Below are 13,869 nucleotides of genomic sequence, written 5' to 3'. Positions count from 1 at the left end.
CATAATGCCAATCTTCTGGTCATAGATACGTTGAATTAATCAAGCAAGGAGTTCTGATGCAGCTTTCAACTACCCCGACCCTGGAAGGGTTTACCATCACCGAATACTGCGGCGTCGTCACCGGCGAAGCGATCCTCGGCGCCAACATTTTTCGTGATTTCTTCGCCGGCGTGCGCGATATCGTCGGCGGCCGCTCGGGCGCTTATGAGAAAGAGCTGCGCAAGGCGCGCCTGATCGCATTCGAAGAGCTGGAAGACCAGGCGAAAGAGCTGGGCGCCAACGCGGTGGTCGGCATTGATATCGATTATGAAACCGTTGGCAAAGACGGCAGCATGCTGATGGTGACCGTCAGCGGCACCGCGGTGAAAGTGAGCCGCTAACGCCATGCTTTCTTTTCGCCCCGGCCATTCCGCCGGGGCGACATCCTCTTGATTTATCCCACCTTGTGCTGCTCGACGATTGGGCGGTGTTCCTGCGGCTTCGTGGGCACCGGCTCCTGGCGATGCGGCATCGGCTGAACGGACGTCTGATGGCGCTGCGGCGCCGGCGCCGGGGCCGGGGCCGCATGCGGCATGATGCGCTGTTGCGGCGCCGGCATCGGGCTTATCGCCGCCGGATGCTGCGGCGCTGCCGGTTCGCGGATCACCGGCTGAGCGACGTGCGGGGCCTGCAGAACCTGCGGGCGCGCGACGGCTGGATGCACCGGCGCAGCGGCCGGCATCGGATGCGTCTGTAGCGGCGCTGAATGTACGGCTGTCGGCTGCTGCGGGTGAGGTGCCGTCGGAACGGCATGCGTGAACGTCGGCGTGCTCATCGGCTGCTGTGCATGAGGCGCGATGACCGGCTGTCGCACGTGCGGGACGGCCGCTACCGGCTGCTGTACGTGAGGCGCCACCGGCTGGGTATGCGCAAAGTTCGGCAACGTCATCGGTGCGTGGGCCGCAGGCGCGACGTGCGGCTGTTGCGGCGCGCCGATGGACGTCGGTTGAGTGACGCGGGGCGACGGCGCGGCGGCGGTATTGTAGTTGTTCACCGTGCTGGTGCTGCTGCGATTCACAGTGTTCACGTTGTTATATTGGTTGATGTTGGTGACGCGATTCACCACGGTGGTGGAGTGTGAGACATAGGGCGCATTGCGGTAGACCACCGGCTGGCGGCGATCGTCCCAGCGCATATCCCAGTTGTGCCAGCCGCTGTCGTGCTGGTTAAGCAAGGTAGCCACCGCGATGCCGACGCCGAAGCTGATCACGCCGGCCGCCAGCATGTCGCCGCCGCTGTAGCCCGAGGGCTGATACTGATAGCTCGGATAGGCCGGGACCGGCGTGCCGTAGGCTTGCCAGGGATCGTAATGCGGGACGTAAACCGTATCCGGCTGGCTGGGTTCGATAACGATGGTCTCGCCCGGCGCCGCCACCACGCGCTGGCGATTGGGCTGCTGTTCGACATAACGCGTCGTCGGCGCCACGACGATGCGCTGCTGCGGGGTGTTTTTCAGCGTGCCTTGGCTGGCCGCCCGTTGACGCATCACCTGAATGGCGTTCATCACGTCGGTGGGATCGTTCAGGTAGGCGCTGCCCAGGGCGGTGGTCCAGGGGATGTTTTTCGCCATTTGATCGAGCACGTCGGGGAAATGCACCAGGCCGCGCACGCTGGGATCCCAGGGCTGAGCGTCGGCCGCTGAGCTGAGCGCCGCCGGTTGCAAGCCGCGGTTTTGCGCCAGCCAGGCATCCGCGGCGCTGATTTGGTCAGGATAGCCCGCGCCGGCCAACACCTGCGCCAGCAGCTTGTCGGGGAACAGCGCCACCGGGCTGACCAACTGGTACAGTTGATCGGCGCTCAGCGGCGTATAGGCCGGCGCGCTGTCACTCGTGACGGGCGCGGCCGAGGGCGGGGCGCTCCCGCCCATCGCATCGGCGACTTTTTGCCGATCGCAGCCGCTGAGCGGCAGCATGGCGGCACAGAGCAACCAGGACAGATAGCGTGGCGTTAACATGTTCGACTCCGCTCTTTCAGCGCAGATGATACTTTGAGACTATCATGGGCGGGAAAGGCCGCCAGCCGGGAGCAACACTCGCTTGCACATCGGCGCTATCTGTCATTATTTCTCGATGAGCGTGATGATTGGATACAGGTCAATCGCGTCGCGTTACATCTTTCACGGACGTCAATCAGGAGGATAAGTGAAAATTTGGCCAGGGATCATCGCCGCCGCGCTGTTGGCGGGATGCCAAAATCCGCAGCAGGACACGCTCGTCGATCGTGGCGCTTACCAGCTCGAAACCTTGCATCAGGCGCAGGGCGCCGATCAGCGCATTCGGTTTCTGGTGATGCACTACACGGCGGAAGACTTTCATTCATCACTGAAAACGCTGACCGATGAACATGTCAGCGCACACTACCTGTTGCCGGCGCACCCGCAGCGCGAACACGGCAAACCGACGGTGTACCGGTTGGTGCCGGAGGCGATGCGCGCCTGGCATGCCGGCGCCAGCGGCTGGCGCGGGCGCAGCAATCTCAACGACACTTCGATCGGCATTGAAATCGTCAACAAGGGTTTCACCCGTAACATGCTGTTCACCCACTGGCAGCCCTACACGGCGGAACAGATCGCCGTGTTGATTCCGCTGAGCCGCGACATTATCCAACGCTATGGCATTCAGCCGCAGGACGTGGTGGGGCACAGCGACATCGCGCCGCAGCGCAAACAGGATCCCGGCCCGCTGTTCCCCTGGCGGCAACTGGCGCAGGCCGGCATCGGCGCATGGCCGGACGAGGCAGACGTGCAGCGGCTGCTGGCGGGGCGAGACAGACAGGCGCCGGTGCCGCTGGCGCCGCTGCTCGAAAAGCTGGCGCGTTACGGCTACGCGATCGACCCGTCGTGGGATGCGCGGCAGCAGCGCAATGTGCTGGCGGCGTTTCAGATGCATTTCCGGCCCGACGATGTTCGCGGCGAGCCGGATGCAGAGAGTGAGGCGATTATCGATGCGCTGCTGTTGAAGTACGGCGCGTGGCGTTGATTACAGGCCGTGCAGTTTGCCGTGATCTTTCAGCCAGCGGGCGGTGCGCGCGATACCTTCTTCCAGCGAGACGATCGGCTGATAGCCCAGCTCTTGCTGCGCGCGGGTGGTATCGAGCGTGAGATCGAAGTTGAGTTTGGCGACGCCGTAATGGGTCAGCACCGGCTCCTTTTCGCTTTTGCTGCCCAGGCGCTCCATGCCGCGCGCCATCATGTCGAGCATCGGATAGGGGACGGAGCGGATGCGGCACTTCATGCCCAAATCGTCGATCAGCTGCTGCACCACGGTGCGAAGCGGGCGCGGCTGCTGGTTGGTGATGCTGTAGGCGCGGCCGGACGGCGTGTCTTCTTTTAGCGTCGCCAGCCACATGGCGTGCACCGCATTCTCCAGATAGGTCATGTCCACCATCGCCGCGCCGCCGCGGGGCAGCAGCAGGTTGCCGTAGCGTTTGATCATCTGCAGCAACCGCGGCAGCATCACCTTGTCGTGCGGCCCGAACAGGCCCTGCGGGCGCAAAATGGTGAAATGGGTCTGCGGATTGGACAGCGCCAATTGCTGGATCACCTGCTCGCCGGCGGCCTTGCTGCGCGCGAACTCGTTGGCGTAACGCTGCGGGCGAAAGTCTTCGGTTACGTTGCGGTGATGGTGGTAGTCGAAATAGATCGCCGGGGAAGAGATGTGAATGAACTGCGCCACGCCATAGGCCGCCGCCCATTCGCCGAGGCGGCGGGTGGCGCGGACGTTGGCCAGTTCGAAGGCTTCTTCGGTGCCCCAGGGCGAGGTAAAGCTGGAGCAGTGCCACAGCACATCGACGTCCGCCAGCATCGCTTTGGCCTGCGAAGAGATCAGGTTGGTGAGATCGGCATGAATGAACTCCGCGCCCATTTTTTCCAGCAGGCAGCCCATCGCCTGGTTACGACCGGTGGCGCGCACTTTGATGCCCTGGCGGCGCAGATATTCAACGGCGTTACGGCCTAACCCACTGGTTGCACCGGTGACCAATACCTTCATAACGGACTCTATTCTCACCCAAAATCGGAATACCGGCGGGCGCTTGCGGCGCTCCCAGCAAATAAGATGCCATTCTTCCGTGATTTCGTGCGCTATGCAATCGGAAAGCCCCGAAGCACAGCGGCAAACTGTGCGGTTGATCGACAAATGAACGGCATTCAGCGCTGTTGGCGGTCCAGGTTCTCGGCCAGCGTCGCGATGCGCTTCGCCATGCCGCGAAAAATGAACAGATGCGCGGGCATCATGGCGAACCAATACAGCAGCCCGCTGAAGCCGGCCGGATGCCACCAGGCGCGCACGTCCAGCGTGCGGCGATCGCCGCGATCGGTAATGGTGAAGCTCAGCCGCCCCAGCCCCGGCGCCTTCATGCCGAACAGCAGCGCCAGCTGCCGCAGCGGCTTCAGCGTGATGACTTTCCAGCCGTCGATCTCGTCGCCCAGCGACAGGGCCACGCGCGCCGGGCGGCCATAGACCACGCCGTTGCCGATCATGTCGTCCATGCGGGCGCGGATCCGCCACAGGATATTGGCGTAGAAATAGCCTTCCTCGCCCCCCAACTGCTGCACCGTTTGCCACAGCGCCTGGCTGGAAGCGGCGGTGTCGAGCGAACACCCCGCCTGTTTCGGGTAATAGCCGTAGCCGGGGCGCCAGCGGGCCCGCGCCGCCGGATCGTAGCCCCAGTCGGCGGAGTCGACAACTTCCAGTTCGCGCTGCAGCGTGGCGGTGACCGCTTGATCAAAGGTGTGCAGACGTTGCGGGATCAGGGCCTGCAACGGTTTGCCGTCGGCGGGCAGATCGTGTTTCAGGCCCTGGATCAGCGCGCGCGCGATCGGCGTCGGCACCGAGGTGATAAGGCTGATGAACCACACTGAAATCAGCCGTGTCGGTAAGGGGATCGGGATCAGCCAGCGCCGCTTGCCGCTGATGGCGATAAAGCGTTGGAACATGTCCTGATAGCTGAGGTATTCCGGCCCGGCGACGTCAAAGATGCGGTGTTCCTCCGCAGGGTGCGCCAGCAGATCGGCCAGATAAACCAGCAGGTTCTCCAGCGCCACCGGCGAGGACTTCGAGCGCACCCAGCGCGGCGGCGTCAGCACCGGCAGGTTATAGACCATGTCGCGCATCACTTCGAACGCCGCCGATCCGGGGCCGACGATGATGCCGGCGCGCAGCTCGGTCACCGGCACGCCGCTCTGGCGCAAGATCTCGCCGGTCAGGCGGCGCGCCGCCAGGTGTGGCGAACTGTCGTCGTTCGGCTGCAGCGCGCCGAGAAAGATCACCTGCTTGACGCCGGCATTGCGCAGCGCGTCGCGCAGGTTTTCCGCCGCCTGGCGTTCCTTCTCGATAAAGTCGTCGCCGTCGCCCATTGCGTGCACCAGATAGTAAAGTGTATCGATTTCCCACAGCGCCGCGCTCAGGGTTTCCGGGCGGTACAGATCGACATACAGGCAGTTGACCTGCGGCCAGTTCTGCTCCTGCAGCCACTCGATGCGCCGCGCGGCGGCGGTAATCTGGTGCCCCTGTTCGATCAGGTGCGGGATCAGGTTCTGGCCTATATAGCCGCTGGCTCCAAGAACCAGTACGCGTTGGGGTATCATCGGGCCGCCTTGTGCGGTAGAGGATTGGCAGAACGACAGGATGCCAAATTCAGGGTTTAAATGCACTTTTTGTATGGGTATAAGCCGGTTGCATCCGCCGCGGCGCGAGTTCACACTACGCGCCCCTTATCGCACGAAAAACCGAATGCCATGAAACTCAATGTGATTTGTTACGCCCTGCTGGGCCTGGCGCTGATCGCCAGCCTGTTCTCGCCGCATCCGGTGTGGATGTGGCTGCTGTCGGCCAACCTGCTGACGTTTCTGATCTACGGCGGCGATAAGCTGGCGGCGCGCAAGGGATGGCGACGGGTGCCGGAGACGACGCTGTTGCTGTTCGGCGCGCTGGGCGGGTGGTTGGGCGCACTGGCGGCGCAGCAGCTGTTTCGCCACAAAACCCAGAAGCAGCCGTTTAAAACCTGGTTCATCCTCAGCGTGGCGCTCAATCTGGCGGCGGTGCTGGGGCTGTGGTACTGGGTTTACGGCCGCTGGATCTTCTGAGTGCGGTGCGCGGTCTGCGCCCCGAGCGATCAGGCGTGCTGCTGAAGAAACTCCCGCCACAGTTCGACCACCCGCTGCAGATCCTGACGGCTGACGTCGAGGTGGGTCAGAATGCGCGTCAGCGGGCCGCTGCTGATTAGCACGCCGCGTTCGCGCATCCACGGGCCGAGTTTGGCCGCCAGCGCCGGCGTTTGGCGCAGGTACAGCACGTTGGTCTGCGCGCCGGGATCGGCGATCTCTACGCCGATCTGCCGCAGCTGTTGCTCCAGCCAGACCGCGTTGTCATGGTCTTCGCGCAGCCGCGCGACGTTATGCTCCAGCGCGTAGAGGCCGGCCGCCGCCAAAATGCCGGCCTGGCGCAGCCCCCCGCCGGTCATCTTGCGCCAGCGCAGCGCGCGTTGGATGAAAGCCTCGCTGCCGCACAGCAGCGAGCCGACCGGCGCGCCCAACCCTTTCGACAGGCAAATGGTGAAGGTGTCGCAGTATTGCACGATCTCTTTTAGCGGCAGGTTCAGCGCCACGACGGCGTTGAAGATGCGCGCGCCGTCGATATGCAGCGCCAACTGCCGCTCGCGGGTAAACTGCCACGCCTGCTGCAGGTAGTCCTGCGGCAAGACTCTGCCGCTGATGGTGTTTTCCAGGCTCAACAGCCGGGTGCGGGCGAAGTGGATATCGTCGGGTTTGATGGCGGCGGCGAGCTTGTCCAGCGGCAGCGTGCCGTCGGCGTCGGCCTCGATCGGCTGCGGCTGGATGCTGCCCAGCACCGCTGCGCCGCCGGCTTCGTATTTGTAGTTGTGCGCCTGCTGGCCGACCAGATATTCATCGCCGCGCTGGCAGTGGCTCAGCAGCGCCACCAGGTTGGCCTGGGTACCGCTGGGCAGAAACAGCGCCGCTTCTTTGCCCGACAGACGCACCGCTTCCGCCTCCAGCGCGTTGACCGTCGGATCATCGCCGTAGACGTCGTCGCCGACTTCTGCCTGAGCCATCGCCTGGCGCATGGCGGCGCTGGGGCGGGTGACGGTGTCGCTGCGTAGATCGATAAGCATAGGGTTCCTGGAATATAAGGGAGAGGAAAAGGGTACATGGCATCATATACCCTTTATTTCGCCGGGGCAGCTTGCTTAGCGCAGCCAGTTGGTTTTTGCCAGCTCGACTACTTCGTCGCCGCGGCCGTTGATGATGGCGCGCAGCATATACAGGCTGAAGCCTTTCGCCTGTTCGAACTTGATCTGCGGCGGCATCGCCAGTTCTTGCTTGGCGGTGACCACGTCCAGCAGCGCCGGGCCGGGGTGCGCCAACATCTCCTGCAGCGCGCCGTCCAGATCGGAGGCTTTTTCCACGCGGATGCCCTTGATGCCGGCGGCGTTGGCGATCGCCGCGAAGTCCGGATTATGCAGATCGGTGCCGTCGGTCAGGTAGCCGCCGGCCTTCATCTCCATCGCCACGAACCCCAGCACGCTGTTGTTGAACACCACGATTTTCACCGGCAGCTTGAGCTGCGCCAGCGACAGGAAATCCCCCATCAGCATGGTGAAGCCGCCGTCGCCGCACATGGCGATCACCTGTTTATCCGGCGCGGTGGCCTGAGCGCCGATCGCCTGCGGCATGGCGTTGGCCATCGAACCGTGGTTGAACGAACCGAGCAGGCGGCGCTTGCCGTTCATTTTCACGTAGCGGGCGGCCCACACCGTCGGCGTGCCGACGTCGCAGGTGAAGATGGCGTCGTCGCTGGCATAGTGGCTGAGCTGCTGCGCCAGATACTGCGGGTGGATCGGTTGGTCGTCGCCAGCGGTCGCCAGCCCGTCGAGATCCTTGCGCGCGTTGCGGTAATGCTCCAGCGCCTTGTCGAGGAACGCCCGATCGCGCTTCGGCTCCAGCTGCGGTAGCAGGGCGGTGAGGGTGGTGTGGATATCGCCCACCAGCGCCATGTTGACCGGGCAGTGCGCGCCGATGCTGCCGGGGTTGATGTCGATTTGAATGATGTTGGCGTTGGTGGGGTAGAACGCGCGGTAGGGGAACTGGGTGCCGAGCAGCACCAGCGTGTCGGCGTTCATCATCGCGTGATAGCCGGAGGAGAAGCCGATCAGCCCGGTCATGCCGACGCTGTAGGGGTTATCCCATTCGATATGCTCCTTGCCGCGCAGCGCGTGGACCACCGGCGCCTGCAGCAGTTCGGCCAGCTTGACCACTTCATCGTGCGCGCCAGCGCAGCCGCTGCCGCACATCAGGGTGATGTTCTTCGCCTTGTTCAGCGTCTCCGCCAGCTTGTTCAGCTCGCTCATCGGCGGCTGCACCAGCGGCAGCGCCGGGGTATGCCAGGTCAGGGTCGCGTCTTCCGGCGCCATGCGCAGCGCCACGTCGCCCGGCAAGACCACCACCGACACGCCGCGGTTGAGGATCGCCTTGCGCATGGCGATCTCCAGCACGCGCGGCAGCTGTTCCGGGTTGGAAACCAGCTCGCAATAGTGGCTGCATTCGCGGAACAGCTCCTGCGGATGCGTTTCCTGGAAGTAGCCGCTGCCGATTTCGCTGGAAGGAATGTGTGCGGCGATCGCCAGCACCGGCACATGGTTGCGATGGCAGTCGAACAGCCCGTTGATCAGGTGCAGGTTGCCGGGGCCGCAGGAACCGGCGCACACCGCCAGCTGGCCGGTGAGCTGGGCTTCGGCGCCGGCGGCGAAGGCGGCCACCTCTTCATGGCGGGTGCCCAGCCATTCGATGGTGCCCATGCGGTGCAGGCTGTCGCTCAGGCCGTTGAGCGAATCGCCGGTCACGCCCCAAATGCGTTTTACGCCGGCTTGATCCAGCGTTTTGGCGATCAGTGTGGCTACGGTTTGCTTCATGGTTCCCCCAAACATGGTTTGAAAAACGATGTGGACTCGATCCGGTGAGTGGCAGCAGAACAACTGCAAGCATAGCTTACCGGCTGTGGACGAGATGCGGTCAGGAAGAGTAAAGAGCGTAGGACGGGGAAAAGTGTAACCGGGCTGGCCACGGGGAACTTGCCGATAAATGCCCCATCGCGGCGATGGGGCCAGGGATCACGCCAGGGTGACATCGCCCTGCAGCTGGCAACTGCAGGCCAGCACGTAGCCCTGCGCTACCTCTTCCTCGCTCAACGTCATGGTGCTGGTGGTGGTGTAGTCGCCCTCGAGGATGCGGGTTTTGCACGAACCGCATACTCCGGCGCGGCAGGCGGCGTTGACCGGCAGGGCATTGGCCTCCATCGCTGCCAGCAGGGTGCTGCCGACCGGCACGCGGAATTCGCGCAGCGGGCGGGCGGCGCGCAGCGTCAGCCCTTCGGTGGCATCGGCCTGCGCCGTCGGCGTGTGGAACTGCTCCTTATGGAAACGCTCGGCCGGCACGCCGAGCCGGCGACAAAGTTGCTCCACCTGATCCATGTAGGGCGCGGGGCCGCAGGTCAACACCGTGCGTTCGGCGATATCCGGCGCCGCCTGCCGCAGCGTCTGTTCATCGATGCGGCCGCTGAGGTAGCCGGGCTGCAGATCCTGCTCGGCCATCAGCGTCAGGCGCAGCTGCGGATGGGCGGCGCACAGCGCGCGCCACTGATCGGCGAAAATCGTGTCGGCGGGCGTGCGCACGTTAACGATCGCGGCGATATCGCAGGTTGGACGGTTGGCGGTCAGCCAGCGGCACATCGAGACGATCGGCGTCACGCCGCAGCCGGCCGCCAGCATCAGATAACGATCGGCCGGGTGGCGCTCGCAGCAGAATTCGCCCTGCGCGTCGGACAGCCACAGCGTGTTGCCGGGCTTGACCTCTTGCGTCAGCCAGCGCGATCCGACGCCGTCCGGCAGGCAGCGCACGCTGATGCTGAGAAAGCGGCTCTGGCCAGGCGAGGAGGAGAGCGTATAGGCGCGCAGCGTCTCCTCGCTGTTGCGAATGCTGACCAGCGCGAACTGGCCGGCCTGATAAGGATAGAAAACGTCGCAGATCAGGTTCAGCGTCCAGACGTCGGCGGTTTCACGCCGGATGGAATGCACCTGCATGCGGTTCGGGCAAAGCGGAGTGGGTTGAGTCATCGGGCACCTCAAAAAGCAAAGGGGCCGGCGCAGGCGGCCCCATAACGTAACGGCATCAGGCGAGCAGCGCTGCGATATCCTGCTCGACGGTGGTGATCGGACGCAGGCCGAATTTCTCGTTGAGGATCGCCATCAGGTTGTCGGTCAGGAAGCCGGGTGCGGTCGGGCCGGTGACGATGTTTTTCACCCCCAGCGACAGCAGCGTCAGCAGAATGACGATCGCCTTCTGTTCAAACCACGACAGCACCAGGCTGAGCGGCAGCTCGTTGACGCTGCAGCCGAGCGTATCCGCCAGCTTGACCGCCAGCATGATGGCGGAGTAAGCGTCGTTGCACTGGCCGACGTCCAGCAGGCGCGGCAGCCCTTCCAGCGTGCCGAAGTCCAGCTTGTTGAAACGGTATTTGCCGCAGGCCAGCGTCATGATCAGGCAGTCTTGCGGCACGCTACGGGCGAAGTCGGTGAAGTAGCTGCGCTCGTCGCGGCTGCCGTCGCAGCCGCCCACCAGGAAGACGTGGCGCAGTTTTTTCTGCGACACCAGGTCGATGACCGTGTCGGCGGCGTTCAGCAGCGTCTGGCGGCCGAAGCCGACGGTGATCAGGTGCTCGATCTCGGTGTAAGGGAAGCCGTTCATGCCCTGCGCCTGACGGATCACGGCGCCGAAGTCGTCGCCTTCCAGATGGTTGACGCCCGGCCAGCCGACGATGCTGCGGGTCCAGATACGATCGCCGTAGTTGCCGACGTTCGGATCGATGATGCAGTTGGAGGTCATCACGATCGGGCCGGGGAATTTGGCGAATTCCGTCTGCTGGTTCTGCCAACCGCTGCCGTAGTTGCCCACCAGATGTTTGAATTTTTTCAGTTCCGGATAGCCGTGCGCCGGCAGCATTTCACCGTGGGTGTAGACGTTGACGTTTTGCCCTTCGGTTTGCTCGAGCAGCATGCGCAGATCTTTGAGATCGTGGCCGGAAATCAGAATGGCTTTCCCGGCCACCGGGCGCACGTTGACTGCGCTGGGCTGCGGATCGCCGTAGGCCTGGGTCTCACCGCGATCGAGGATCGCCATCACGTTGAAGTTCATCTTGCCGATGCCCATGGCGTTGTTCAGCAGGGTATCGACGTCGCGCGGCCGGGTGCCGAGCCAGGCCATGAAAGCGTGGTAGTCGGCATAGAGCTGTTCGTCGAACTGGCCGAGCACGTGCGCGTGTTCCATATAGGCCGCCGCACCTTTCAGGCCATACAGACACAGCAGGCGCAAACCGTGTACGTCGTCGCCGACCTCGGCCTTGTCGCTGTCGAGGGCAAACTGCGCCGCCTGCTGCAGCAGCGCAGGCATAGCGTCGCCGGCCAGCTGCAGCGCCGCCATCGGGTGATCGACGCGCACGCCGGCATCCAGCAGCCGGCAACGGGCGGCCAGCGAGTCGCGCAGCAGCAGGGTTTCCCGCGCGTAGCCGATGATGCGCTGGGAATCGAAGTTGACGTTGGTCAGGGTGGAGAAGAAGGCGCGCGGGGCGAAGCTGTCGATTTCGTGGTCGACGATGCCCAGCGAACGCGCCTGCAGCGCCCAGGCGGAGAGGCCCTGCAGCGCCGCCACCAGCAGATCCTGCAGATCGGAGGTTTCCGCCGTTTTGCCGCACATGCCCTGAGAATACGCGCAGCCGTTGCCTGCCGGGGTTCGAATGGTTTGTTCACATTGCACACAGAACATAGTCGCTTCCTTTTATTTTTAAAGTTGCATTTATAATGCTTGTTTAAAAGCATAGATCGGCGTTCGGGGTTGCAAAAGGCTTTTGTGCGACTACTGCGGGCAAGTTTGATTTAGCGCAATTTTGCCGTGCAGATGGGAATGATTACGCTTTGGGGGCCGGGTAGCCCCCAAGGGGAAAGGATCAGGAGAACAGGGCGATCAGCACCGGCGCCAGCAGGCTCAGCAGGAAGCCGTGCACGATGGCGGGCGGCACCATGTCCAGTCCGCCGCTGCGCTGCAGCACCGGCAGGGTGAAGTCCATCGATGTGGCGCCGCACAGGCCGAGGGCGGTGGAGCGGCTGCGGCGCACCAGCGTCGGGATCAGCATGATCGCCACCAGCTCGCGCGCCAGATCGTTGAAGAACGCTGCGCTGCCCATCACCGGGCCGTAGGCGTCGGTGATCAGAATGCCGGACAGCGAGTACCAGCCGAAGCCAGAGGCCATCGCCAGCCCGGCCTTGACCGGCAGCCCCAGCAGCTGCGCCGCCAGCGCGCCGCCGGCCAGCGACGCGACGACCACCGCCAGCGCCACCAGCGTGCCGCGGCGGTTGAGCACGATCTGGCGCAGCGTCATGCCGCTGTTGCGCAGCTGAATGCCGACCAGCAACAGCAGGAAGATCAGCGCATATTCGCTGCCTTTATGGGCGAACTGCAGCCATTGCCACTGCGTCAGGCCAAGCAGGAAGCCGCCGAGCACCACGCCGCACAGCTTGAGCGACTCCAGCGCCATATGCACGCGCGAAGGCAGCTTTTCCTGTTTATGGCTGCTGCGCCACGGCATGCGCCGCTCCAACAGCGCCAGCAACAGCAGATTGGCGCAGAGAATGCAGAAGAAGAACGCCGCGCTGTACTGGAAGATCAGCATCAGATTGCTGCTGAGATTCTCCATAAACGCCAGGCTGATGCCCATGAAAAACAGGATCACATACACCATCCAGCTCAGCAGGCGGTTGATCAGCACCAGCAGCGGGCGATGGCGTAAGGGAATGAGGTAACCGACAATCAGCGGTAACAGAATAATCAACAGTCCTGAGTACATGGTGCAACGAGTGTCCTTGAGTTTTGATGCGCGACGAACGGCGGCGAGGAGCACACGCTAACCAAAAGCCCGGCCGGAGTAAAGCGGCAGATTTGACGCTGGCCGCTTGACCTGCAAGGGGTTTTTTGACCATGCTCTGTGAAAGTCGCCTCATTGAAGAGGCGACGGCGCGCACGGGAGGCGGCGGATGTTCTTGGAGCGTATCGAAATTGTAGGTTTTCGCGGTATTAATCGGCTGTCCCTGATGCTGGACGACAACACGCTGTTGCTCGGCGAAAACGCCTGGGGTAAATCCAGCCTGCTGGATGCGCTGACGCTGCTGCTGGCGCCGGAGCAGAAACTGTATCGATTTGAAGCGCACGACTTCCATTTTCCCCCCGGTGAGGAGGCGGCCAAAGAGCGCCACCTGCAGGTGGTATTCACCTTCTGCGAGAAAGACATCGGCCACGCGCACCTGCCGCGCTACCGCCATCTGACGCCGCTGTGGGTCAAGGGGGAAGACGGCCTAAGCCGCATTCATTACCGCTGCGAGGGCGAGCTGGCCGATGACGGCACGGTGTGCACCTGGCGCGGTTTTCTCGACGCCGACGGCAACGCCTTTCAACTGCACCATATCGAACAGCTTGCCCACGCCATCATCCGCATCCACCCGGTTTTGCGCCTGCGCGACGCGCGCTTTATTCGCCGCCTGCGCCCCAGCAGCCTCGGCGATGAACGCAAACCCGATACGCAGGCGTTGGCGCAGCAGCTGGATCAGCTGACGCGCGAGCTGGTGCGCAATCCGCAGAAGCTGACCAACGGCGAGCTGCGTCAGGGGCTGGCGGCGATGCAGCAGTTGCTCGAGCACTACTTTGCCGAGCAGAGCTCGCAGGTGGCGCGGCCGCGCCGCCGCGGCGGTGAACCGGAGCAGGACGCCTGG

The 13,869-nt window shown here is 63.7% G+C and carries 12 protein-coding genes; 4 read left to right on the top strand and 8 right to left on the bottom strand.

What is annotated here, in order from left to right; genetic code table 11:
* Positions 1 to 56: 56 nt before the first annotated feature.
* Positions 57 to 380 carry a heavy metal-binding domain-containing protein gene (locus ACJ8PE_RS15775; protein ID WP_004928400.1) on the top strand — a complete coding sequence of 108 codons (324 nt, stop codon included), beginning with the start codon at positions 57 to 59 and terminating at the stop codon, positions 378 to 380.
* A gap of 53 nt (positions 381 to 433) precedes the next feature.
* Here ACJ8PE_RS15775 and ACJ8PE_RS15770 read toward each other — a convergent pair whose 3' ends face one another.
* Positions 434 to 1,993: a DUF3300 domain-containing protein gene (locus ACJ8PE_RS15770; protein ID WP_197793191.1), complete on the bottom strand. Its 1,560-nt coding sequence runs from the start codon at positions 1,991 to 1,993 to the stop codon at positions 434 to 436.
* Positions 1,994 to 2,180: 187 nt separating this feature from the next.
* Between ACJ8PE_RS15770 and ACJ8PE_RS15765 the strand changes: the two genes are divergently transcribed.
* Entirely contained in the window at positions 2,181 to 3,017 is an 837-nt protein-coding gene (locus tag ACJ8PE_RS15765; protein ID WP_197793192.1) for an N-acetylmuramoyl-L-alanine amidase, read from the top strand.
* On the opposite strand, the gene ACJ8PE_RS15760 is transcribed toward ACJ8PE_RS15765, so the two are convergent.
* Positions 3,018 to 4,028: an NAD-dependent epimerase/dehydratase family protein gene (locus tag ACJ8PE_RS15760; RefSeq protein ID WP_442536806.1), complete on the bottom strand. Its 1,011-nt coding sequence runs from the start codon at positions 4,026 to 4,028 to the stop codon at positions 3,018 to 3,020. It abuts the gene before it with no gap.
* 158 nt (positions 4,029 to 4,186) lie between these two features.
* Positions 4,187 to 5,626 (bottom strand): DUF2867 domain-containing protein, encoded by a 1,440-nt coding sequence (locus ACJ8PE_RS15755; RefSeq protein WP_197793193.1) that lies wholly within the window; start codon positions 5,624 to 5,626, stop codon positions 4,187 to 4,189.
* A gap of 150 nt (positions 5,627 to 5,776) precedes the next feature.
* Here ACJ8PE_RS15755 and ACJ8PE_RS15750 point away from each other — a divergent pair, with 150 nt between their 5' ends.
* Positions 5,777 to 6,124 (top strand): DUF1294 domain-containing protein, encoded by a 348-nt coding sequence (locus ACJ8PE_RS15750; protein WP_197793194.1) that lies wholly within the window; start codon positions 5,777 to 5,779, stop codon positions 6,122 to 6,124.
* A 29-nt stretch (positions 6,125 to 6,153) separates the two neighbouring features.
* Here the strand turns inward: ACJ8PE_RS15750 and ltaE are convergent, their stop codons facing one another.
* The 5 genes from ltaE to ACJ8PE_RS15725 all read right to left on the bottom strand — a co-directional run bounded on the left by ltaE (position 6,154) and on the right by ACJ8PE_RS15725 (position 12,950).
* Positions 6,154 to 7,170, bottom strand: a complete 1,017-nt coding sequence (gene ltaE, locus ACJ8PE_RS15745; protein WP_197793195.1) for a low-specificity L-threonine aldolase — start codon at positions 7,168 to 7,170, stop codon at positions 6,154 to 6,156.
* A 75-nt stretch (positions 7,171 to 7,245) separates the two neighbouring features.
* Positions 7,246 to 8,967: a ubiquinone-dependent pyruvate dehydrogenase gene (poxB, locus tag ACJ8PE_RS15740; RefSeq protein ID WP_129993314.1), complete on the bottom strand. Its 1,722-nt coding sequence runs from the start codon at positions 8,965 to 8,967 to the stop codon at positions 7,246 to 7,248.
* 198 nt (positions 8,968 to 9,165) lie between these two features.
* Entirely contained in the window at positions 9,166 to 10,167 is a 1,002-nt protein-coding gene (hcr, locus tag ACJ8PE_RS15735; RefSeq protein ID WP_197761410.1) for an NADH oxidoreductase, read from the bottom strand.
* Between the two features lie 55 nt (positions 10,168 to 10,222).
* Entirely contained in the window at positions 10,223 to 11,872 is a 1,650-nt protein-coding gene (hcp, locus tag ACJ8PE_RS15730) for a hydroxylamine reductase (RefSeq protein WP_197761411.1), read from the bottom strand.
* A 181-nt stretch (positions 11,873 to 12,053) separates the two neighbouring features.
* Complete coding sequence (locus tag ACJ8PE_RS15725) at positions 12,054 to 12,950, bottom strand: lysine exporter LysO family protein (RefSeq protein ID WP_033642544.1); 897 nt, start codon at positions 12,948 to 12,950, stop codon at positions 12,054 to 12,056.
* 187 nt (positions 12,951 to 13,137) lie between these two features.
* Here ACJ8PE_RS15725 and ACJ8PE_RS15720 point away from each other — a divergent pair.
* Positions 13,138 to 13,869, top strand: a 732-nt coding sequence (locus tag ACJ8PE_RS15720) for a DUF2813 domain-containing protein (protein ID WP_442536805.1), incomplete at its 3' end; no start/stop codon positions are given.

The organism is Serratia sp. CY74737, assembly GCF_052166775.1.
Lineage (GTDB): Bacteria > Pseudomonadota > Gammaproteobacteria > Enterobacterales > Enterobacteriaceae > Serratia > Serratia ureilytica.
This window is presented reverse-complemented; position numbering and strand designations above follow the sequence as displayed.

What these genes read in the sequence shown, in the direction of transcription:
- ACJ8PE_RS15770 (WP_197793191.1), bottom strand. Translation starts at nt 1,993, where the DNA reads ATGTTAACGCCACGCTATCTGTCCTGGTTGCTCTGTGCCGCCATGCTG.
- hcp (WP_197761411.1), bottom strand. Translation starts at nt 11,872, where the DNA reads ATGTTCTGTGTGCAATGTGAACAAACCATTCGAACCCCGGCAGGCAAC.
- hcr (WP_197761410.1), bottom strand. Translation starts at nt 10,167, where the DNA reads ATGACTCAACCCACTCCGCTTTGCCCGAACCGCATGCAGGTGCATTCC.
- ltaE (WP_197793195.1), bottom strand. Translation starts at nt 7,170, where the DNA reads ATGCTTATCGATCTACGCAGCGACACCGTCACCCGCCCCAGCGCCGCC.
- poxB (WP_129993314.1), bottom strand. Translation starts at nt 8,967, where the DNA reads ATGAAGCAAACCGTAGCCACACTGATCGCCAAAACGCTGGATCAAGCC.
- ACJ8PE_RS15755 (WP_197793193.1), bottom strand. Translation starts at nt 5,626, where the DNA reads ATGATACCCCAACGCGTACTGGTTCTTGGAGCCAGCGGCTATATAGGC.
- ACJ8PE_RS15760 (WP_442536806.1), bottom strand. Translation starts at nt 4,028, where the DNA reads ATGAAGGTATTGGTCACCGGTGCAACCAGTGGGTTAGGCCGTAACGCC.
- ACJ8PE_RS15775 (WP_004928400.1), top strand. Translation starts at nt 57, where the DNA reads ATGCAGCTTTCAACTACCCCGACCCTGGAAGGGTTTACCATCACCGAA.
- ACJ8PE_RS15725 (WP_033642544.1), bottom strand. Translation starts at nt 12,950, where the DNA reads ATGTACTCAGGACTGTTGATTATTCTGTTACCGCTGATTGTCGGTTAC.
- ACJ8PE_RS15750 (WP_197793194.1), top strand. Translation starts at nt 5,777, where the DNA reads ATGAAACTCAATGTGATTTGTTACGCCCTGCTGGGCCTGGCGCTGATC.